Origin of the sequence: Micromonospora sp. NPDC093277 (assembly GCF_044765245.1) — a bacterium.
Taxonomy (GTDB): Bacteria; Actinomycetota; Actinomycetes; order Mycobacteriales; family Micromonosporaceae; genus Micromonospora.
Genome location: NZ_JBIWJO010000018.1, coordinates 39,874 through 60,320, shown reverse-complemented (window position 1 = coordinate 60,320; position 20,447 = coordinate 39,874). Strand labels below are relative to the sequence as shown.

Sequence of the window (20,447 nt, the reverse complement as noted above, 5' to 3'; positions counted from 1 at the left end):
ATGGCGAGGACCGAGTACTACAACGACCCCCAGGCACCGAAGCCGAACAGCATTGTTCCAGCGGTGACAGTGTTTGTCCTCGACGCGCAGGATCGGGTTCTGCTCATCCGGCGGACCGACAACGGCCTGTGGGCGATCCCTGGCGGCGCCCAGGACTTCGGCGAGTATATCAAGGAAACTGCTGTACGCGAGACCAAGGAAGAGTCCGGAATCGACGTCGAGGTGACGGGAATTGTCGGCATCTACAGCGACCCAAAGCACGTCATGGCATACAGCGACGGCGAGGTTCGTCAGCAATTCTCGATCTGTTTCCGGGCTCGCTATCTCGGCGGCAACCCGAAACCAAGCAACGAATCATCGGCAGTGTGCTGGGCCAGCAGAGATGATCTGACGGCCCTGCCGATTCACCCGTCAATGCAACTTCGCATCGACCACGGAACGAGCACCGCTCAGAGCCCTATATCGGGTGATGATATCGCACTCAACCGCTCTTCGATATGCCGCACAGCCCTAACAAGCGTCGCCTCAGCGCGCGCCCAGAAGCGGGTAACTAGATGGTCTGGACCGTATCGCGATCGAATTTCTGCAAGCCGCTCTAAAACCTCAAAGTCCTGCCCATCCGGCCCAGTCGTCATATCGACAGAGCTTTGGCAGCGACCGCCGTTACATGTCGCCATCGCCGTGGGAGCGTTTGGGCAAGTGCCTCTTCAGACATCCGGCAAGCTCCCTGAACGAGATCCATATACTCAGGATACTACGAGCGCCGAGCATCGAGGATTTGCTTGATTAACGGCTGAATGGCGTGGTCTTCAAAGCCTTGCGTTCGGATGTCTAGAACCGTGAAGTTTCTGGCGAATCCGGGAAGCTCTTCGACGTCTGGCGCTCCCGGCAGGAGCACAGGAATAAGACGCAGTCGAGCCTTTCCCTCTCGCCGCTTGACAGCCCGTTGAAGCACGACATAATACTCTTGCTCCTGCCATGGGCCCATTGAGTTAGGGCCAAACATCACCAAAGCAACAGGGACTTCGTCCAACATCCGCTCAATCGCGGGAGTCGGCTGATCTCCAGGGCCGAGATTCTGAATATCCTGCCAAGCTAAGACGCCATTCTCCCGCAGTAGAGATCGGAATCGGTTAACCATCGGCCGGTCAACAGTGTTGTAGCAAATGAATGCGTCATACTGAGATGCCCTCTCGCGGGCAGGCATGATGATGAGTCGCTGCTGGCGTTCCTGCTCACCTAGCGCCTGCTGCGACATGGCAACAGTCTCTTTGTCGGCCAACTGTGACTCAAGGACGAGATCATCCATAGCTTGGTGAACGCCGCAGATCGGACATAAGACGGTTCGCTCGCCATTTTGACGCCTCTTGTTAACCGCATTCTCGGGAATCTGTTCGTCGCAACAAACATAGAGCCGGTTCCGAACTATGGAACCTTCGATAGCCATTTGCTGAAGCTGGTAGTCGATATACCGGATGAAGTTCAGCTTGCGTTCACGAGACGCCGCACCACCGAAGAAGACGACAAAAGTGCCCTCTGAATCGTCATCTAGGTTCGTATAATGGGCGGCAAACCCGTAGACAGCATCACCGCTAGAAGCCTTAAACAGGGAGGCGTTGCGATAGAGTGAATAATCGTTTCCGTAGGTGAATGAGTTGACAAGTCGCACAGTTATTGCAGCGTAAATTGCAGAAACCGGACCCGAGAAGGCAAAGGATATCTCGCGATTATACAGCCCCGGATAGTCTGGGAGGTCGGCCCGCAACTCGGATGGGAAAACGAGCACCTGGCCCTTTTCGGTATCCACTCTAATAGCAAGTCCGCGGCCGACCACCTCCTGTACGGCCGTAAGCAACATCAGCTTCTCATCAGCAATCTTAGCTAGCGCATCGTGCTGATAATCGCCCGACAGTGCCCGGCTTTCAGAAATTGCGCCTAGCCCATCAGGCTCCAGCCGAGCCGCCTGAGACAACCACGCAGCATAATTATCCAGCAACTCCGGTTGCAGTAGCCACACGCTCCCAATCGACGCTCTTGAGACAAGCCCCGCTGCCTCTAGCCTTTGCAGGCACGTATGAAATATCTGCCTGTCGACCCTACCTTTGCTGGCCGCACCGAAAGTCGAAAGTAGCTCTGTTTCGGAAGTGAGAAGGGATCCTAGCTCCTTTTGGTGGATCAAAAATTCACGTATCTCAACGAAAATGTTCGGCGCAACAATAACGGGCAACTTAGACCAGGAAACAAGACTTTCGACCGCGGCCTTCAGTTCTGCGATGCCGTCGGTCGTCTTAGCGCTTGTCTCAAAGTATCCACTAAAGCCGCCTTTCTCAAGGAAATCCGCTATCCTCTGCTCACTAACCTTCACTCCCCCGCGGTCATTCCTTGCCGAAACAAGGAGCTTCACGGCGCCACCCTGGGACGCTGTAGCCTCATCGAGAGCTCTGGCCCAGTACATTACGCCCCGAAATGGGTCACTCTCATTTCTGGAGTCAAAAACGACCATAGCTATGGTGACATCCCGCAGGGAAAGGCGATGAAATAGGCGGTATCCGGGCTGCCCGGCAAGGTCCCAAAGAAGCACCTCTCGGATTTCTTTTCGTCCGTTACTTAGCCTTACCTCTTTCCTGTCGGCAGACCACACCTGCCTCCCATGCGTCGATTCTGTCGGCTCAAACTCTCTGCCCGACAGAGGAAAGGCCAACCCGGATTTTCCGACTCCGCTATCACCGACGAGGACCACCTTGGCGTTTCGGTACTGCGAGCTAGACGAATTCGTCGCACCAGCCACGAGCTGCTCGGCAGTCCACGTTAGGGCCCGCTTCCGATTAGAAGAGATCGTAGCAAATCTCGTCATATCGGGCGAAAAACCGGCTAAGTTGGATCCACAGCTTGCGTCAATGTCCACTATGAGACTCCTGGCAAGCCTCATTTCATTCTGAGAGAAGACGTGCAAGCTTTCAATCTCATCCGGCGCAACTAGGTATTGTTGCCCCTTATGGATGTATGCGGATACCGACTCGAATCCGAAACCCTTAGGAGATTCGAAGACATTTAACGACTCTAGCTTGGAACCCCATATTTGCAGCGTTCCATCTGAGCCGCTGGTGACAAATCCCTCACTGAGCAGATCTATTCCAGTAACCCGGCCACCTTTATGCCCAATAGCGGAGTGAGCAACCCTTTCTAGATATGAATCAGATACGTCCCAGGCTGCAACGCCACCCTCGTGATATGAGGTTAGCAGCGTCTCCTTGTCGAGCCAGGCGATGACAATTTCCTCATTCGACTCAATTACCGCCGAGCTGAGGGGAGACAGGGACTCGCCGTCCAATATTTCAAGCCCGCCGTCAGAAAGCGAGACAGCGATCCGGTCTCCGTCGGGGCACCACTCTGCAAAAACGATCCTATCGGGAAAATCGGTCTCATTCACGAGAGAATATGTTAAGCCGGACCAAACCCAGAGGCGATAATAGTCGTACGTGAAGAGCTTGTTCGACTTCGTGGAGAACCGGACTGAATGACCAGATAGCTGTTCGACGCGGCGTCCGGAAGGACGCACCATCACTAGCGAACCGTGCATGTTCATCGCCGCGAGGGTCTTCGATCCGAAACCCCAGGTCAGAGACGTTATGTTGCCGTCAACTAGCCGCTGCGAGGTCACCGTCGTCTTGCTACCGCCGGCTCTCGCCGAGAAGGAGCTACCCATTTAGACCGCCCGTCTGTCCTATGTCGCCCGGCCAGCAGCAGACTACTAGTTGCCGATGCGGGTGTGGTGCATGGCCCGCGTCGATATCGAATCAGGGTGGCCCCGACGGTCCCCGCTTGAACCGGCATGCCATCATCACGCCATGCCTTCCGACCAGCATCTTCAGATGATTCAGTCCGTTATCACGAGGATGGCCAATCAGTCAAGCACCATCAAGGGGTGGATGATTACCATCGTCGCTGCACTACTGAGTTTCGGAGCAGCCTCCAAGCGCGCTGGAGTAATCGCTCTTGCATTCTACGTCGTGGCTGCCATGGGCCTCCTAGACTCGTATTACCTCGCTATCGAGCGGAAGTACAGGGCGCTCTACCGTCGGGCGGCAACTGGCCAGACAGAACACTGGATTATGGACATCGAGAATCCCGGACTAAAAGATATAGCGTCGGCCATTAAAAGTCCGGCGACTTGCATCCTTTATAGCGCAACCTTTATTCTCATATTTGGCGCCCTCTACCTAGTCTAGGTAAAATCGGTGTGCGATTTCCTCAATTGCATTAACGGTGCGGCCGAGGAGGCATGCGGGCACTAAGAGCGCTAGCGGCCCGCTGATCCGACTCTGACAACCACGCGGCATAAACGCGCAAGGTCGTCGCTCCGCCCCCACCGTGTCCAAGCCGGCCGGCGACGGTCCGGACATCCACGCCGGCAGCAATCAGTTCGGTTGCCGAATAGTGTCGTAATGCATGCAGGTTCGTGGCAATGCCAATTCGGGCGGCCATCCGGCTGAATCGTTGGGTGGCCGTGTCCGGCACGAGCGGCGTACCGCCGTCCGGGTCCGGCGAGAACACGTAGCCGTCAGAGGCCAGCGCCCACCCCAGGACCGACGCGCGCTCCTTGCAGCGCGCCAGCTGGTCGCGCAACACCTCGACCGTCTCCGCGTCCAGGGCCACACGCCGTTGCTGGTGTGTCTTGGTGTCCTTCTCCCCCGTAGCTCCCCCGCGTCGTCTACGTACAGGGCACTCCTCACGGTCAGCGAGGCGGTGTCCAGGTCGACGGCGGACCAGCGCAGGGCGCACAGTTCGCTCCGACGGGCGCCGGTCGTCATAGCCACCCACACGAACGCTCCCCAGTCAGGGTCCTGCCACGCCTGGGTGACCAGTCGGGCCGCTTCCAACGCCGTTGGTGGGTGCGGATTGGGCTGAGGCATCCCGGGCTTCTCTGCCTGATCTGCCGGGTTGACCGCGATCCAACGCCACCGGACGGCACGGTTCAGCGCGCCGGACAGAATCCAGTGGATCTGGCGGATCGAGGCGGGGGCGAGCGGCTTGCACTCGTGCGGTCGGCACTTGTCGGTGCAGTCGTGCGGCCCGGCCTTCCGGTGCTCGATGGCCTTGCGACTGCCCCCACAGTGGTCGCGGCACTTTCGCAATACGGCGTAGAACGACTCCAGCGTTTCGGCGTCCAGCCGCCCCACCGGGAGCTTCCCCAGCAACGGCCGTACGTGCTTGTTGAGCTTCTTGACGTAGCCCTGTCGGGTCGATGTCTCGACGTCGAGCACTTCGAGCCACCGATCTAGCAGCTGGTCGACCGTGGCGCGGGTACGCGGGTTGCGCCGGTCGTCCACCTGAGCTAGGAACCGCGTACGGGCCTTCTCGGCATCCTTCCGCGCCGTCGGGCCGGCCGGGATCGTCTCCGTCAGGTAGTGCCGCTTCTTCGTGATGGGGTCGACGCCCGCGTAGACCTTCACCCTGAGTGAACCGCTGGGCAGTTCCTCGATCTCGCCGCGCTGGCGCTTCGCGCGCCCGTTCGCTGTCGCCATGGGGCGACCGTAGCGCGCTCGCACCACGAGTAGCACCACGGAAAGATCCATGATCTAGCATTTGCGCTGGTGGGGCGGGCGGGACTCGAACCCGCGACCGAGGGATTATGAGTCCCCTGCTCTAACCTGCTGAGCTACCGCCCCGCTGCCGCGCCGGATCCTATCCCGCCCGACCGATCACCGACCACCACCTGAACGGGGTTGGGCCCAAGATCCACCCTGCACGATGGGCAACGCGAGAATAACAGCGCGCAGCCGAGCGTCGCTGCCCCGGCCGCCCACCGCGCCGACCACCGACAGACACCCTCAGCGCACCGGATCGAAGAGCCTGGTGGACAACCAGGCGGTGGCGGTGTTCGTGGCCTCCCGGATCGAGCGGACCAGCCGCGTGAAGCGCCCGACCACCGGTGGCGGGGATGGGATCAGCTCGCTGTGCCGGGCCGGCATGGTGACGTGCCGGTCCCGGGGCACCGCGTCGTCGACGGCGGCGAGGTCCGGCACCGGCTCGAACAGGTTCGGTTCGACGTGCACGCTGATGCCGTCGTCGCCGATGAGCCGGCGGGCGCCGTCGGGCCAGGCGAGCAGGGCGGCGCACCGGTCGTAGGAGACGGTGGCCACCGTCTCGCCGTAGATCCCGGTGACCCCGTCCGTCCCCACGGTCAATTCGGCCTCGCCGTCGCTGGCCCGGTGGACAGCCCCCTCGACCACCTCGTCGGATGTCGTGGGCGCCGCGTCGAAGCCGGCCCAGTCGGCGCGTAGCCCCTCCGGCACCAGCAGCAGCGCGGAGGCGGCCGCCTCGCGGGCCACCTTCCGCAGGTCGTCCACGGTGACGGCGTCGAGGTCAGCGTGCAGCTCGTCGAGGTCGGGCACGGGTTCTCCGGTCAGCAGGTCCCGCGCGCATCCCGGCAGCCGGCTCGCGTCCGCCTCCGGGAAGGACAGCAGCTCACGGCAGTTGGCCACCACCGCGTCCCGGTCGGCCGGCAGGATCCGGCCCACCCGAAGGGTGGCCAACACGTCGATGACACCGCCGAGCATCGCGTCCTGCTTGTCGGGCAGCGAGTCGGCCACGGCCCGCAGTTTCGCGTAGCCGTCGTAGCGGGGCGCACAGCCGGCGGCGACCTGGTAGGACAGCCCGTCCTCCTGCCGCACGGACCGGTACAGCTCCCGCTCCAGCACCCCGGCGAAGACGTTCGCGGCGGCCTGTCGCCGGACCACCGCGTCGACGGCGACCAGCCCGGCGCCCGCCGCGAAGTACGCCGGCGTGTGCGGCAGCGCCGACGACGGGGTGGGCACCGGCTGCCGCGCCCCGTCGGGCAGGGGCAGTCGCAGTCCGGCGGGCACCTCGGCTCCGGCGATGAAGAGAACCGCGTTCTGCCGGGTGAACCAGTGCGCGGCCCACTCTCGCAGGTCGTCCTCCGTGAGGCCGGCCAGGCCGTACTCAGGAAAGCTGACCAGCCCGTGGTCGCGGGCACCGTATCGCCAGAGGGCTATCTGGTCCATCCCGCCGCCGCCCCGGCCGTTCTCCTCCACGCGCAGGATCTCCCGCTCCAGGGCGAGCCGGCCGGCGGGCGGCTCGCGCAGGTGACGGCAGACCGTCGTCAGGAAGGTGCTGACCTCTGCCGGGTCACCCTGTACGACGAAGCTGGTGAACAGCGCCTCGGTCGTGCCGTTGGCACCATGGTCGAGGGGCCCGAACGGGGCGAGCACCAGGTGCTCCAGCAGGTGGGTGACGCCACGCCGCGGCAGGGTCTCGTCGGCCATGCCGACCCGGAACACCAGCCCGGCTCGCACCGGCCCGGCGGCGGGCGCCAGCAGGGTGGGCACCCCGTCGACCTCCAGCCGCCGGATCACCGGGCCCTGCCCTTCGCGTACGCCTCGTCACGGGCCTGCACGAAGCGGTCCGCCGGGTGGCCGAGGTAGCCGAAGAAGAAGGGATCCCCGTGCGGGCCGAGCGCGTCGAACTGCTCCCGGGCCGCAGTGTGCTCTCCCATCACGTGGAAGACCAGGGCGAAGGTGCTCCGCACGCTCACCCAGCCGATGGTGTGCTGGAAGTCGGGGTGCCGCACGGACCGGTCGGCTGCGGCCTGGATCTCCTGGGCGACGTCGGGTGATCGCAGGTAGACGCGGAAGGCGCGCCGGTCGGCGTACTCGATGATCCGCTCGATGTGGGCCTGCGCCACGAGCACTCCGTGCGGGGCGCCGGGCGGCGTCGCCTCGACGCAGCTGCGGGCGAATGCGTCCACCTCCGCCCAGTCGCCGCCCCATTTCGGGCAGAGCTGCTGCAGCAGTCCCAGCTGCGCGGGGAGATGGTGCGGCCGGTGCCGGGCGAGTCGGTCGTACCGCCGGCGGGTCTCCGCCTGCCCGAGTTGGAGCCCCCGGGCGGTGGTGATCCGCTGGGTCCGGGCCGCCACATCGTCCGGCCATCGGGCCGTCACGTCGATCAGGAGCTGTTCGGCGCGGCGCAGGTGGTCGTGGAACCGCGCGAACCGGTCCGCGCTAACCTGGTCGGCCATCGCCCCGGTCCGGATGCGCCAGCCGATGCGCAGGTGGGTCGCGCCGAGCAGGGTCTGGGCGAGCTGGTCCTGCGGCTCGTCCCGCAGCCGAAGCCGCAGGAAGCTGTCCAATCCGCCCCACTGCGCGGCGGCCTCGACCAGGTGGGTGGCGGTCGCGGCATCCGCGTCCGCGAAGACCGCCCGCAGCCCCCGGCCAGTCGTGGTCGCGCAGCGCCAGGCGCAGCACCGCGACCTCGGGGTACGCGGCGTGCGCGTCGATGCTGGCGGGTCGGGTGAGAGCCACGGCGGGATCATAGATGATCACCATCCTGCGGATCGGTCCGCTCAGTCCTCGCCGTGCAGCGCCGCCTCGCTGGTGGTCTCCGGCGGGGCCGGTCCGGCCAGGCCGCGGCCGTCGATGACGACGTCGGTGTCACCGGGCACGATGTCGCCCGGTGCCGGTCCGGTCACCGTCGCGGACGACGCGGGACAGCCGGCTCGGCCACCACAGGGGCGGCCCGAGGTCGTACGCGAACGCGGGCACCAGCAGCGACCGGACGACGATGGTGTCGAGCAGCACCCCGATGGCGACCGCCACGCCCAGCTCGACCAGCGGCACCAGCGGCAGCACGGAGAGCGAGGAGAAGGTGGCGGCGAGGACGATGCCGGCAGAGGTGATCACGCCGCCGGTGACGGCGAGGCCGGCGAGTACCCCGGCCCGGGTGCCACGCCGGACCGATTCTTCCCGGACCCGGCTCATCAGGAAGATGTTGTAGTCGATGCCGAGGGCGACCAGGAAGACGAACGCGAAGAGCGGGAACGACTGGTCGACGCCGGGGTAGTCGAGGAGATACCGGAAGATCAGCGCACAGAGGCCGAGCGTGGCCAGGAACGACAGCACCACGGTGGCGATCAGCAGGATCGGGGCGACCAGGGCGCGCAGCAGCAGCGCCAGGACGATCGCGATGACCAGCAGCACCACCGGGATGATGACGTTGCGGTCCCGGGCGGAGGCGTCGGCGGTGTCCACATCGACCGCGGTGAAGCCACCCACCACGGCGCCGGCGCCGGGTACCTTGTGCACCGCCTCGCGCAGGTTGCGGATGGTCTGTTCGGCGGCGTGGCTGTCGGGCGGGTCGGCGAGGGTGGCGTCGAGCTGCACGCGCCCGTCGACCACCTTGGGTGGCGCGTTCGGCTCGGACGGCTCGCCCGATCCGGTCCCGGTGACCGGGCGGACGGACGACACCCCCGGAACGCCCTGGGCCACCTGAGCGACCTGCCCGGCCGTGTCCTGGCTGGTGAAGATCATGGCGGGGCTGCCGGTGCCGGCCGGGAAGTGCCGGTCGATCATCTCCTGCCCGGCGACCGAGTCGGTGCTCTTGGTGAACAGCTGTGACTGGCCGAGGGTGGTGACACCGAGCTGGGTGAGCCCCACCGTCAGTACGGCCAGCACCACGGCGGTGACCAGCCAGACGGCACGGGCCCGCCGGGCGACGAAGCCGGCGACCCGGCTCCAGATGCCGCCCTCGGGATGTGGATCGGCGTGGTCGAACCGGGGCCGCCGGGGCCAGAACGCCCACCGTCCGCCGAGCAGCAGCAGCGCGGGGAGGAAGGTGAGCATCACCAGCAGGGTGGCGGCGATACCGACGGCGGCGACCGGGCCGAGTGCCCGGTTGGAGTTGAGGCTGGACAGCAGCAGGCAGAGCAGGCTGACGATGACGGTGACGCCGGAGGCGATGATCGCCGGGGCGGCTCCCTTCCAGGCCGCCTTCATCGCGTCCCAGCTGCGTTCGTGCCGGTGCAGTTCCTCGCGGTAGCGGGCGATCAGCAGCAGCGCGTAGTCGGTGCCGGCGCCGAAGACGAGCACGGTGAGGATGCCCTGCGCCTGCCCGTTCAGCTTGATGATGTCGTTGCTGGCCAGGTGGTAGACGAAGATCGAGGCCAGCAGGTAGGACATGCCCGCGGCGAGCAGCGGAAAGACCCAGAGCACCGGGCTGCGGTAGACGATCAGCAGGATCACCAGCACCACGACCAGGGTGACCAGCAGCAGTGGCCCGTCGATGGCGGTGAAGATCTCGATCAGGTCGCCGAGCAGGCCCGCCGGGCCGGCCACGGCCACGGTGAGGCCGTCCCGGTCCCCGCCGGCGATGTCGCGTAGCTGGGTGACGACATGCCGGATCTGTTCGCCCTCGGTGCTGGCGACCGGGACGATCACCTGCACGGCCTGACCGTCCTGGCTGACCATCGGCGGCGGGAGCGGACTGACCACGCCGGACACCTGGGCGAACCTGGCGGCGTCGGCCTGGACGCGCTGCTGGTCGGCCGGGGTGATGCCGGAGGCGCGCTGGTAGACGACGAGGGCCGGGGTGGTCTGCGTCGGCACGAAGCCGGCGGCGAGATCCTGCGCCCGGGTCGACTCGGCGTTCGGGGGGAGGAAGGCGGAGTTGTCGTTGGTGGCGACGTCTCCGAGTTTGCCCGCGTACGGGCCGGCGACCGCGCCGACGATCAGCCAGCCCAACGCGACCGCCACCGCGACCAGCGTCGCCGTCCGGCGGCTCGCTCCCCCGGCCATCTCCACCCATCCTTGGACCCGACGCACCCTCTCGACTCAGCGGGAGTTTCGAGTCGACACCACCATCCTGCCGGGCGAAACGGCATCAGGTGGAAGAAACCGGGCGCTAGGCCAGGAACGGGGGCGAAAGACGAGAAACGCCCGCCGGCCTGGGCCGACGGGCGCGCTGTGGAGTGGAGCTCCCCCGTTTGGACTCGAACCAAAAACCTGCCGGTTAACAGCCGGCTGCTCTGCCAATTGAGCTACGGGGGACCGTAGATCACCCGGCTGCGGATCTCTCCGCGCCGTGCGAACGGCACAAGAGTACAGGACATCGGGGGGTGGCGCGCCAGGGGGTTACCCAACGATCGGGGCGTCGCCGCCCGTCGGGCCGGGCGCCGTGACCGACCAGGCAATTCCGACAAATCGTCATCCCGGCCCAAGGAGGCATGAGCGGAGAGCAAGATGGGTAGTTAGCCGCGACAGAGGACGCAGGCGCGAGACGGTCGATCCCGCCGGGCAACTCCCGGCCGGGGACGGCGGCGCGTCAGGTACGGAAGGAGCCGCCATGCGCGGAAAGATCATGTTTCTTGGCGGGCTGGCTGCGGGATTCGTCCTGGGCGCCCGTGCCGGCCGGGAGAAGTACGAGGAGCTGATGGTCCGGGGCCGCAAGATGCTCGACCATCCGACCGTCCAGGAGGCGGCGGGGGTCGCGCAGGCCCAGGCGAACCGGCTCTACGCCGAGGGCAAGGACCGGCTGGGGCAGACCAAGTTCGGCGAGAAGCTCACCAGCGGCAACGGCCGGCACGGGCTGACCGAGGCCGACAAGCCGTTCGCCGGCGCGCCGGCCACCGCCGGCACCAGGTCCGGCTCGGGCTCGACCGGCGGTTCGGCCTCGTCGGCCGGCGGATCGAGCAGCAAGTCGTCCGGCACGGGCGGCAGCGGCAAGGCCTGACACACCCGAGCAGCGGGCCGGTCCCCCAATGGGGGACCGGCCCGCTGCCGTCTGTCCGAACAGCACCGGTCACCCCTTTTGCTGATTCTGAACGAAAGTGCAGGCGATTCGTCGAAAACTTTTGGTGTCAACCTCTTCTCTTTAGTCACGCACACAAATATCGTCACGCATAGACCTGGCCAGGCTCTCGTCCAACCCAGCGACCTCCTCAGCCTCGTCCCGGCGCTGAGGCGGACCCGCCCGACCAGAGCGAGGTTCGATGCGCAGACCGTTCGGCCGCAGGGCCGTCACCCATCTCAGCCTGCTCACCCTCGTCGGCGCGACGCTCGTCGCGACGGCGCAGCAGACTCCGACTCCGGCGCAGGCCGCGCCGGCGCTCACCGCACCCGCACCCAACAGCAACGGCATCCAGTACAAGGTGCTCGTCTTCACCCGCTCGGCCGGCGGCGACACCGCCGCCACCGCCGCCGGTGTGCAGGCCATCCAGCAACTCGGGCGGGACCGGCGCTTCACCGTCGAGGTCACCGACGACGCCCGCAAGTTCGACGCACCGCACCTGAAGCAGTTCCGCGTCGTGGTGTTCCTCAACACCGCCGGCAACGTGCTCAACGACGCCCAGCGGACGGCCTTCGAGAAGTACTACCGCGACGGTGGCGGCTTTGTCGGCGTCCACTCGGCCATCGAGGCCGAACCCGACTGGTCCTTCCTCACCGACGTGCTCGGCACCCGGGCCACCGGCGCACCCTCGGCCACCAGCAAGGCGACGGTCACCGTCGCCGACCGGGTCCACCCGGCGTCCGAGACGCTGCCGCAGCGCTGGAGCACCACCGACCGGTGGTACAACTTCAAGGCCAACGTCCGGGGCGTCTCGCACGTGCTGGCCACGGTGGACGAGAAGAGCTACTCCGGTGGCGCCATGGGCCACGACCACCCGATCACCTGGTGCAAGGACTACCAGGGCGGCCGGTCGTTCTACACCGGACTCGGCGCCACCCCGGAGAGCTACGGCAGCCGGGACCTGCGCGCCCACCTTGGCGGCGCGATCCAGTGGGCGGCCGGCGTGACCGACGGCGACTGCGGCGCGACGGTGCTGGCCAACTACCAGATGACCGTCGTCGGGGCGCAGCCCAACGTCAGCGAGCCGATCGGCTTCGACGTGCTCCCCGACGGCCGGGTGATCCAGACCGACCGGCGCGGCGGCGTACGCCTGCACAACCCGGAGACGAACCAGACCACCGTCCTCGCCCAGATCCCGGTCTACACCAACAGCGAGGACGGGATGTACGGGCCGGCGATCGACCGCGACTTCGCCACCAACAAGTGGGTCTACCTGTACTACGCGCCGCCGCTGGACACCCCCGCCGGCAGCGCGCCGACCACCAGCACCGACCCGCACGCCTGGGACGTGTGGAAGGGCTACTTCCAGCTCTCCCGGTTCAAGTTCGTCGACGGGGAGAACCCGTCGCTGGACCTGGGCACCGAGCAGAAGATCCTCCAGGTGCCGGTGGACCGGGGCGCCTGCTGCCACGTGGCCGGCGACATCGCGTTCGACTCGAAGAACAACCTCTGGCTGGTCACCGGGGACGACACCCCGGCCGGTGGCGGCGGCTCGGGCGGTTTCTCGCCGCACAACGACTCGGTCAGCGCCAGCGGCGTCTACCAGGCGCCCTTCGTGGACGCCCGGCGCAGTTCGGCCAACACCGACGACCTGCGCGGCAAGATCCTGCGGATCACCGTCCAGGCCGACGGCTCGTACACGGTGCCGCCGGGCAACCTGTACCCCGACGGCACCGCGAAGACCCGGCCGGAGGTCTACGCGATGGGCTTCCGGAACCCGTTCCGGATCACCCTCGACAAGGACGACGTCGCCTACATCACCGACTACTCCCCCGACTCCTCGGTCCCGCAGGTCGGGCGGGGGCCGGCCGGCACCGGCCGGATGATGGTGGTCGACAAGCCGGCGAACTACGGCTGGCCGATGTGCGTGCAGCCGAACCTGCCGTACATCGAGATGGACTGGACCACCAACCCGATCTCGCCGGTCACGCCCTTCGACTGCGCCGCGCCGAAGAACACCTCGCGGCACAACACCGGCCTGACCGACCTGCTCCCGGTGCAGAAGTCGGAGCTGTGGTACTCGTTCCAGGCGCCGACGCCGTGCCCGGAGTCCTACCTGTCCACGCCCACCCAGACCTGCCCGGTGCTCTTCCCCGAGCTGGGCACGGGCGGCGTCGGCCCGCACGGCGCGGCGAAGTACGACTACGACCCGGAGCTGAGGTCGGAGACGAAGTTCCCCGCGTACTACGACGGCGCCATCTTCTTCGGGGAGTTCACCCGGGACTACCTCAAGGAGATCCGGCTGGACGACCAGGGCGAGATCCTGAAGATCAACGACCTGCTCAACTGCGGCGAAGCGCCGACCACCCCCGCCAAGCCGTTCCTGTGCGACAACCCGATGGACATGAAGTTCGGTCCGGACGGCAACTTCTACCTGCTGACGTACGGCGACGGGTTCTTCAACATCAACCCCGACGCCGCGATGCTGAAGTTCAGCTACGTCAAGGGGCTACGGGCACCGACCGCCACGCTGTCGGCCACCCCGACCAACGGCCGGGCGCCGCTGACCGTCAAGTTCTCCAGCGAGGGCTCCAAGGACCCCGATCCCGGTGACTCCATCACGTTCGCCTGGGACTTCGACGGCAACGGCACGGTCGACTCGATCGACCCGAACCCGACGTACACCTACACCACCAACGGGGTCTACACCGCAAGGCTGACGGTGACCGACTCCAGCGGCAAGACCGCGTCGGCGAACACCACCATCACGGTGGGCAACACCGCGCCGACGGTCACCGTGAACACCCCGGTGGAAGGCGGCTTCTTCACCTGGGGCGACGACATCCCCTGGTCGGTGACGGTCACCGACCCCGAGGACGGGCCGATCGACTGCAGCCGGGTCGAGGTGACCTTCGTCCTCGGGCATGACGAGCACGGCCACGGCGAGGCCAACCAGTTCGGCTGCTCGGGCGTGCTGCCCACCGAGGCCGACGACGCCTCGCACGGCGGCTACATCTACGGAGTCGTCAGCGCGTCCTACACGGACAAGGGCGCGAACGGGCAACCGCCGCTGACCACCGTGGCCCAGCAGATCGTGCAGGACAAGCGGCAACAGGTGGAGTTCGCCCGGGAGGAGTCCGGCACGACCGTCGGCACCACCGCCGACACCGGTGGCGGCCAGCAGCGTGGCGGCCTGGATCGGGGCGACTGGATCGCCGTCAACAACAAGGTCAACCTGGTCAACATGTCGTCGGTGACGTTCCGTACCTCGGGTGGGAGCGCCGCCACGGCCGGGCAGCCCCGGTTCGCGATCGAGTTGCGGCTCGACCGGCCCGACGGACCGCTGCTGACCACCGCGACCATCGCGGCGACCACCGGCAACAACGACTTCACCAGCACCACCGTGCCGATCACCGACCCTGGCGGCACGCACAAGCTCTACCTGGTCTTCACCACCGTCGCCGGTGGCCCGGCCAGCGGCTTCGGCAACCTCAACTGGGTCGACTTCAACGGCCAGGGCATCGGCGTCACCCCGTGACGCCCGGTCGGGGCCGCCCTCCGGGGTGGCCCCGACCGGCCCGCGCCCGCCCTCCCACACCACCTGTCACCGGAGAGAAAGGCAACACCGCGATGAACGACAGCACACCTGGAATGAGCCGCCGCCGGATGCTCGGCACCATCGCCGGGGCGGCGGGCGCCGTCGCCGCCGGCGCCGCCGGACTCGCGCCGTCGGCCGCCTTCGCGGGCAACGGCGTACTCGTCCCCACCGGCAAGCGGGGCATCATCCTCTACAGCGTCCGCGACCGGATCAGCGCCGCCCCGGACGCCACCGGCGTGCCGTACGGGTTCGAGCGGGTGCTGGCCCGGCTCGCCGAGATCGGCTACAAGGAGGTCGAGTTCGCCGGCTACACCCAGCACACCTCGATCCTCGGCCGGCAGATCAGCCCGGCGGAGATCCGCAAGGTCCTCGACGACAACGGGCTGCGCGCCAACGGCTCGCACGCCTCTGTCCCGAGCACGGTGAACCCGACCACCATCGCCGAGTTCGAGCAGACGCTGGACACCGCCGAGATCCTCGGCATGACCCACATCGGCACCGGCAACGACCCGACCGGCAGCAACTACAAGGCCGACTGGGACGCCGCGGCGGACCGGTGGAACACCTTCGGCGAGATGGCCGCCGCCCGCGGCCTGAAGCTCTACACCCACAACCACGACGCGGCGTACAGCTTCCTGCTCGACAGCGGGCCGTTGGACGGGCAGGGCCGGCCGACCCGATCGTCCGGCGTCCGGAAGCTGGAGTACTTCTTCGGGCTGACCAACCCCGAGTGGGTCTGGTTCGAGATGGACATCTACTGGGCGCACGTGGCGCAGCACCGGTACCGCAGCTACACCGACCCGGACGGCGTGGCGCAGACCAACATCTTCGACCCGCTGGCCACGGTCGCGGTCCGGACCAAGCGCTTCCCGCTGTTCCACGCCAAGGACGGCACGTACAACCCGGCCACCACGAACGGGTACGACATGGTGCCGCTCGGCGAGGGCGTCATCGACTACGGCAACTTCTTCGCCAACATGGGCGCGAAGGGCTACCACAACCCGATGTGGGAGCAGGACAACGCCCCGGGCGGCGCCACCGACCCGGGCCGGTCGCTGCGCTACGCGGAGATCAGCTACCGGCACATGTCGGGTCTGCGGGGCTGACAGACCCGAACGACCGCAGGGGCCGCTCCCGGTTGCCGGGGGCGGCCCCTCGCGTCACATGCTTGTGACGGCCGTATGGCACATTTCGAAGGGAGGTGATCGCGATGACGATGATCGGACCGGAGAACGCGGACCAGGCGCGGCTGCTGCGCCTGCTGCGCGACGACGGCCCCCGTTCGCGGGTGGAACTGACCGACGCCCTGGGCCTGCCGCGGGCCCGGTTCGGCGCGGAGGTGGACCGGCTCGCCGCGCAGGGCCTGGTGGAGACGGCGGGGCCCGCCGCGTCCCGGGGCGGCCGCCGCTCCTCGCTGCTCCGGATCGCCGACCAGGTCCGGTTCGGCGCGGTGACCGTCGGCGATGGGCGGCTCGACGTCGCGCTCACCGACGGGGAGCTGACCGTCCTCGCCCGGCAGGGGGAGCCGGTCGACGTACGCCTCGGGCCGGAGGCGGTGGTCGACCGCGTGGTCGAACTGCTCGCCAAGCTCCGGGCCGAGGCCGGGCTGACCCGGTTGACCGGGGTCGGCGTGGCCCTGCCCGCGCCGGTCGCGGTCCGCGAGGGTGCCCCGATCTCCCCGCCCGCGCTGCCCGGCTGGCACCAGTTCCCGCTCCGCGACGCGATCGCCGCCGAGCTCGGCTGCCCGGTGCAGGTCGACAACGACGCCAACGTGATGGCTCTCGGCGAGCAACACGCCGGCACCGGCCGGGCGTTCGACGACTTCCTCTACGTCAAGTTGGGCAACGCGGTCAGCTGCGGGCTGATGCTCGGCGGGGCGCTGTACCGGGGTGCGACCAGCGGGGCCGGCGACATCGGGCACCTCCAGCTGGCCGAGGACGGGCCGCTGTGCGCCTGCGGCAACATCGGCTGTGTCGAGGCGTACTGCGGGGATTCCGCCCTGGTGCGGCAGGCGGTGGCCGCCGCGCGGGCCGGGCGCTCGGCGGCGCTGGTCGACCGGCTGGCCACGGCCGGCACCCTGACCATCGCCGACGTGGCCGGGGCCGCGACCGCCGGCGACCCGACCGCGCAGACGCTGGTCCGCGACGCCGCCCGCCGGCTCGGCCAGGTGCTGGTCGACCTGGTCAGCTTCGTCAACCCGGCCATCGTGATCATCGGCGGTGCGGCGCCCGGCATCGGCCCGGTCCTGCTCGCCGAGATCCGCGGCCTGGTCTACCGGCGCTCGACGCCGCTGGCCACCGGAAGCATGCCCATCGTCCTGTCCGACCTGGACGACCGGGCCGCCCTGATCGGCGGTGCCCGGCTGGTCAGCGACCAGGTCTTCGCGGCCTGCTGAGCACCGCCCAGACGGTCGACCACCTGGGCGGCGGGCACATTCACACGCCCCAGGGGGTGCGGAAGATCACGTCCGTGACTATGCTCACCGGACTTCCCAGGACTCGCCGGGTCGATCCATCCGGTGAGCCTGATCGGCCGATAGGAGGACATTGTGGTCTCCCGCAAATCCTGGCAGCGCGGCGCGGTGGCAACCGCAACCGCGGCGCTGGTCGGCGTCGCCGCCGCGGCACCCGCAGCGCACGCCGAACCCAACAACAACAACTCACGGAAGTTGCGGGCGGCGGTCACCGCCGACGGCATCATCAAACACCTCACCGCCCTGCAGCGGATCGCCGACCAGAACGGTGGCACGCGGGTGGCCGGCTCGGCCGGCTACGACCGCTCGGTCGACTACGCCGAGGGTGTGCTCCGCGCGGCCGGCTTCCACGTGAGCCGGCAGCCGTTCCAGTACCAGACGTTCATCTCGCACGGTCCCGGCCTGCTCCAGCGGGTGTCCCCGGCACCGGCCGCCGACCTGCCGAACGTGCTGATGAGCTACTCGGGCAGCGCCGACGTGACCGCGCGGGCATCCGTGCCGACCGGCTCCGCCTTCGGCTGCACGCCGGCGGACTTCGGCCCCGCCAACGTCGGCACCATCGTCGTCATCAGCCGGGGCGACTGCCCCTTCGGGGACAAGGCGACCAACGCCCACCACGCGGGGGCGGCAGCCGTGGTCATCTACAACAACACCACCGGTGACCTGAACGGGACGCTGGGCGACACGTTCGCGCTGGACTTCGCGGCCGCGGGGGTCACCCAGGCGCTCGGCCAGCAACTGGTGGGGCAGGTCCCCAGTGGCCTGACGCTGCGGATCAAGGCCGACACCTACCGGGGTACGGCCACCGCCGAGAACATCATCGCCGAGTCGGACTCGGGTGACCCGAACAACGTGGTGATGGCCGGTGCCCACCTGGACTCGGTCTCCGCCGGCCCGGGCATCAACGACAACGGCTCGGGCAGTGGCGCCCTGCTGGAGATCGCCACGCAGATGCGCAAGGTCAAGCCGAAGAACAAGGTCCGCTTCGCCCTGTGGGCCGCCGAGGAGTCCGGCCTGATCGGGTCGGAGTACTACGTCGACAACCTGTCGGCGGCAGAGCGTAAGAAGATCGCGCTCTACCTGAACTTCGACATGGTCGCCTCGCCCAACTACGTGCGGTTCGTCTACGACGGCGACAACTCGGCGTTCCCGGTCGGCACCGGGTCCGCTCCGGGGCCGGTCGGCTCGGGCGCCATCGAGCAGCTCTTCCACGACTACTTCGCCTCGCAGGGGCTGGCGTCGCGGGAGACGCCGTTCTCCGGGCGTAGCGACTACGGGCCGTTCATCGCCGAGGGCGTGGGCATCCCCTCCGGTGGCCTGTTCACCGGTGCCGAGGGGATCAAGACCGCGGACGAGGCGGCGGTCTTCGGTGGCACCGCGGATGCGCCGTACGACTCGTGCTACCACCAGGCCTGCGACACGATCAACAACATCAACAAGCAGGCGCTCGAGGAGATGTCGGACGCGATCGCGCACGCCGTGATCACGTACGCCTTCGACACCAGCAGCCTGGGCGCGCCGGTCCACGGCAAGGGACCGGGTGCCGGCGACGGCGGGGGCGGCGGCCTGCACGACCACGACCACGAGGTCACGCAGTAACCGTCCGGTCAACCAACACCTGAACAGGCGGGAGGCGACCCAGGTCGCCTCCCGCCTGTTCGTGACGGCCGGCGGGTCAGTCCCGGCTGCTGCTGAAGGCCGCGTCGAAGGCGGCGGCCGGAGCGTCGAAGGCGAGCCGACGCACGAACCGCACCGCCTCGGGCGCGCCGACCAGGCGGTCCATGCCGGCGTCCTCCCACTCGATCGAGATCGGGCCGTCGTAGCCGATCGCGTTCAACGCGCGGAAGCAGTCCTCCCACGGCACGTCGCCGTGCCCGGTGGAGACGAAGTCCCAGCCGCGACGCAGGTCCGCCCAGGGCAGGTGGGAGGAGAGCCGGCCGCGCCGGCCGTCGCCGGTACGCACCTTCGCGTCCTTGCAGTCGACGTGGTAGATCCGGTCGGCGAAGTCGAAGATGAAGTTCACCGGGTCCAGGTCCTGCCAGACGAAGTGCGACGGGTCCCAGTTCAGCCCGAACGCCGGCCGGTGCCCGATCGCCTCCAGCGCCCGCTTGGTGGTCCAGTAGTCGTACGCGATCTCGCTGGGGTGCACCTCGTGGGCGAAGCGCACGCCCACCTCGTCGAACACGTCGAGGATCGGGTTCCACCGGTCGGCGAAGTCCTGGTAGCCGCGTTCGATCATGGCCGGCGGGACGGGCGGGAACATCGCCAGGGTGTGCCAGATCGACGAGCCGGTGAAGCCGACCACCGTCTTCACCCCGAGCTTCGCCGCCGCCCGCGCGGTGTCCTTCATCTCCTCGGCGGCCCGCCGGCGTACGCCCTCCGGCTCGCCGTCGCCCCAGATCCGCGCGGGCAGGATGTCCTGGTGCCGCTCGTCGATCGGGTGGTCGCAGACCGCCTGCCCGACCAGGTGGTTGGAGATGGCGAAGACCTGGAGGTTGTGCTTGGCGAGGGTGGCCCGCTTCCGGTCCACGTACGACTCGTCCGCGAGCGCCTTGTCGACCTCGAAGTGGTCACCCCAGCAGGCGATCTCGAGGCCGTCGTACCCCCACTCGGCGGCGAGCCGGCAGACCTCGTCGAACGGAAGATCGGCCCACTGGCCGGTGAAGAGCGTGATGGGTCGCGCCATTGTCCTTCTCCCCTGTCGTGATGGGGGGATTCCGTAGCGGACCGGGGCGAGGGCGACCGGGTGCGGGGCGACCCCGACGGGCACCGGTGGGCGCGGTCGCGCCTGGGCCC

General features: G+C 67.6%; 12 protein-coding genes, 2 tRNA genes and 1 pseudogene. 7 read left to right on the top strand and 8 right to left on the bottom strand.

Annotated elements, in window-relative coordinates; genetic code table 11:
- Positions 1 to 786, top strand: coding sequence for an NUDIX hydrolase (locus ACIRG9_RS28915; protein ID WP_402862707.1), 786 nt, complete (start codon positions 1 to 3; stop codon positions 784 to 786).
- Here the strand turns inward: ACIRG9_RS28915 and ACIRG9_RS28910 are convergent.
- Complete coding sequence (locus ACIRG9_RS28910; protein WP_402862704.1) at positions 755 to 3,430, bottom strand: TIR domain-containing protein; 2,676 nt, start codon at positions 3,428 to 3,430, stop codon at positions 755 to 757. The genes ACIRG9_RS28915 and ACIRG9_RS28910 overlap by 32 nt on opposite strands.
- A gap of 418 nt (positions 3,431 to 3,848) precedes the next feature.
- On the opposite strand from ACIRG9_RS28910, the gene ACIRG9_RS28905 reads away from it, so the two are divergent.
- Entirely contained in the window at positions 3,849 to 4,229 is a 381-nt protein-coding gene (locus ACIRG9_RS28905; RefSeq protein ID WP_402862701.1) for a hypothetical protein, read from the top strand.
- 31 nt (positions 4,230 to 4,260) lie between these two features.
- Here ACIRG9_RS28905 and ACIRG9_RS28900 read toward each other — a convergent pair.
- The 6 genes and pseudogenes from ACIRG9_RS28900 to ACIRG9_RS28875 form a co-directional block, all read right to left on the bottom strand.
- Positions 4,261 to 5,525 (bottom strand): annotated as a pseudogene (locus ACIRG9_RS28900) (tyrosine-type recombinase/integrase).
- Between the two features lie 67 nt (positions 5,526 to 5,592).
- Positions 5,593 to 5,669, bottom strand: a tRNA-Ile gene (locus ACIRG9_RS28895).
- A 162-nt stretch (positions 5,670 to 5,831) separates the two neighbouring features.
- Entirely contained in the window at positions 5,832 to 7,376 is a 1,545-nt protein-coding gene (locus tag ACIRG9_RS28890; RefSeq protein WP_402862698.1) for an insulinase family protein, read from the bottom strand.
- Positions 7,373 to 8,332, bottom strand: coding sequence for a hypothetical protein (locus ACIRG9_RS28885; protein ID WP_402862695.1), 960 nt, complete (start codon positions 8,330 to 8,332; stop codon positions 7,373 to 7,375). The genes ACIRG9_RS28890 and ACIRG9_RS28885 overlap by 4 nt, the downstream gene beginning before the upstream one ends.
- A gap of 118 nt (positions 8,333 to 8,450) precedes the next feature.
- Complete coding sequence (locus ACIRG9_RS28880) at positions 8,451 to 10,589, bottom strand: MMPL family transporter (RefSeq protein ID WP_402862692.1); 2,139 nt, start codon at positions 10,587 to 10,589, stop codon at positions 8,451 to 8,453.
- A 179-nt stretch (positions 10,590 to 10,768) separates the two neighbouring features.
- Positions 10,769 to 10,841: transfer RNA gene (locus tag ACIRG9_RS28875), tRNA-Asn, on the bottom strand.
- Between the two features lie 295 nt (positions 10,842 to 11,136).
- On the opposite strand from ACIRG9_RS28875, the gene ACIRG9_RS28870 reads away from it, so the two are divergent.
- The 5 genes from ACIRG9_RS28870 (at position 11,137) to ACIRG9_RS28850 (ending at position 19,250) form a co-directional block, all read left to right on the top strand.
- Positions 11,137 to 11,523 carry a hypothetical protein gene (locus tag ACIRG9_RS28870; protein ID WP_402862689.1) on the top strand — a complete coding sequence of 129 codons (387 nt, stop codon included), beginning with the start codon at positions 11,137 to 11,139 and terminating at the stop codon, positions 11,521 to 11,523.
- Positions 11,524 to 11,782: 259 nt separating this feature from the next.
- Entirely contained in the window at positions 11,783 to 15,118 is a 3,336-nt protein-coding gene (locus ACIRG9_RS28865; RefSeq protein ID WP_402862687.1) for a ThuA domain-containing protein, read from the top strand.
- A 92-nt stretch (positions 15,119 to 15,210) separates the two neighbouring features.
- Positions 15,211 to 16,284 carry a sugar phosphate isomerase/epimerase family protein gene (locus ACIRG9_RS28860; protein ID WP_402862684.1) on the top strand — a complete coding sequence of 358 codons (1,074 nt, stop codon included), beginning with the start codon at positions 15,211 to 15,213 and terminating at the stop codon, positions 16,282 to 16,284.
- A 104-nt stretch (positions 16,285 to 16,388) separates the two neighbouring features.
- Positions 16,389 to 17,573 carry an ROK family transcriptional regulator gene (locus tag ACIRG9_RS28855; protein ID WP_402862681.1) on the top strand — a complete coding sequence of 395 codons (1,185 nt, stop codon included), beginning with the start codon at positions 16,389 to 16,391 and terminating at the stop codon, positions 17,571 to 17,573.
- Between the two features lie 153 nt (positions 17,574 to 17,726).
- Positions 17,727 to 19,250 (top strand): M28 family metallopeptidase, encoded by a 1,524-nt coding sequence (locus ACIRG9_RS28850; protein ID WP_402862678.1) that lies wholly within the window; start codon positions 17,727 to 17,729, stop codon positions 19,248 to 19,250.
- 76 nt (positions 19,251 to 19,326) lie between these two features.
- Here the strand turns inward: ACIRG9_RS28850 and ACIRG9_RS28845 are convergent, their stop codons facing one another.
- Positions 19,327 to 20,337, bottom strand: a complete 1,011-nt coding sequence (locus tag ACIRG9_RS28845; protein ID WP_402862675.1) for a sugar phosphate isomerase/epimerase family protein — start codon at positions 20,335 to 20,337, stop codon at positions 19,327 to 19,329.
- Positions 20,338 to 20,447: the final 110 nt, after the last annotated feature.

What these genes read in the sequence shown, in the direction of transcription:
- ACIRG9_RS28915 (WP_402862707.1), top strand. Translation starts at nt 1, where the DNA reads ATGGCGAGGACCGAGTACTACAACGACCCCCAGGCACCGAAGCCGAAC.
- ACIRG9_RS28905 (WP_402862701.1), top strand. Translation starts at nt 3,849, where the DNA reads ATGCCTTCCGACCAGCATCTTCAGATGATTCAGTCCGTTATCACGAGG.
- ACIRG9_RS28885 (WP_402862695.1), bottom strand. Translation starts at nt 8,332, where the DNA reads ATGATCCCGCCGTGGCTCTCACCCGACCCGCCAGCATCGACGCGCACG.
- ACIRG9_RS28880 (WP_402862692.1), bottom strand. Translation starts at nt 10,589, where the DNA reads ATGGCCGGGGGAGCGAGCCGCCGGACGGCGACGCTGGTCGCGGTGGCG.
- ACIRG9_RS28870 (WP_402862689.1), top strand. Translation starts at nt 11,137, where the DNA reads ATGCGCGGAAAGATCATGTTTCTTGGCGGGCTGGCTGCGGGATTCGTC.
- ACIRG9_RS28865 (WP_402862687.1), top strand. Translation starts at nt 11,783, where the DNA reads ATGCGCAGACCGTTCGGCCGCAGGGCCGTCACCCATCTCAGCCTGCTC.
- ACIRG9_RS28860 (WP_402862684.1), top strand. Translation starts at nt 15,211, where the DNA reads ATGAACGACAGCACACCTGGAATGAGCCGCCGCCGGATGCTCGGCACC.
- ACIRG9_RS28855 (WP_402862681.1), top strand. Translation starts at nt 16,389, where the DNA reads ATGACGATGATCGGACCGGAGAACGCGGACCAGGCGCGGCTGCTGCGC.
- ACIRG9_RS28845 (WP_402862675.1), bottom strand. Translation starts at nt 20,337, where the DNA reads ATGGCGCGACCCATCACGCTCTTCACCGGCCAGTGGGCCGATCTTCCG.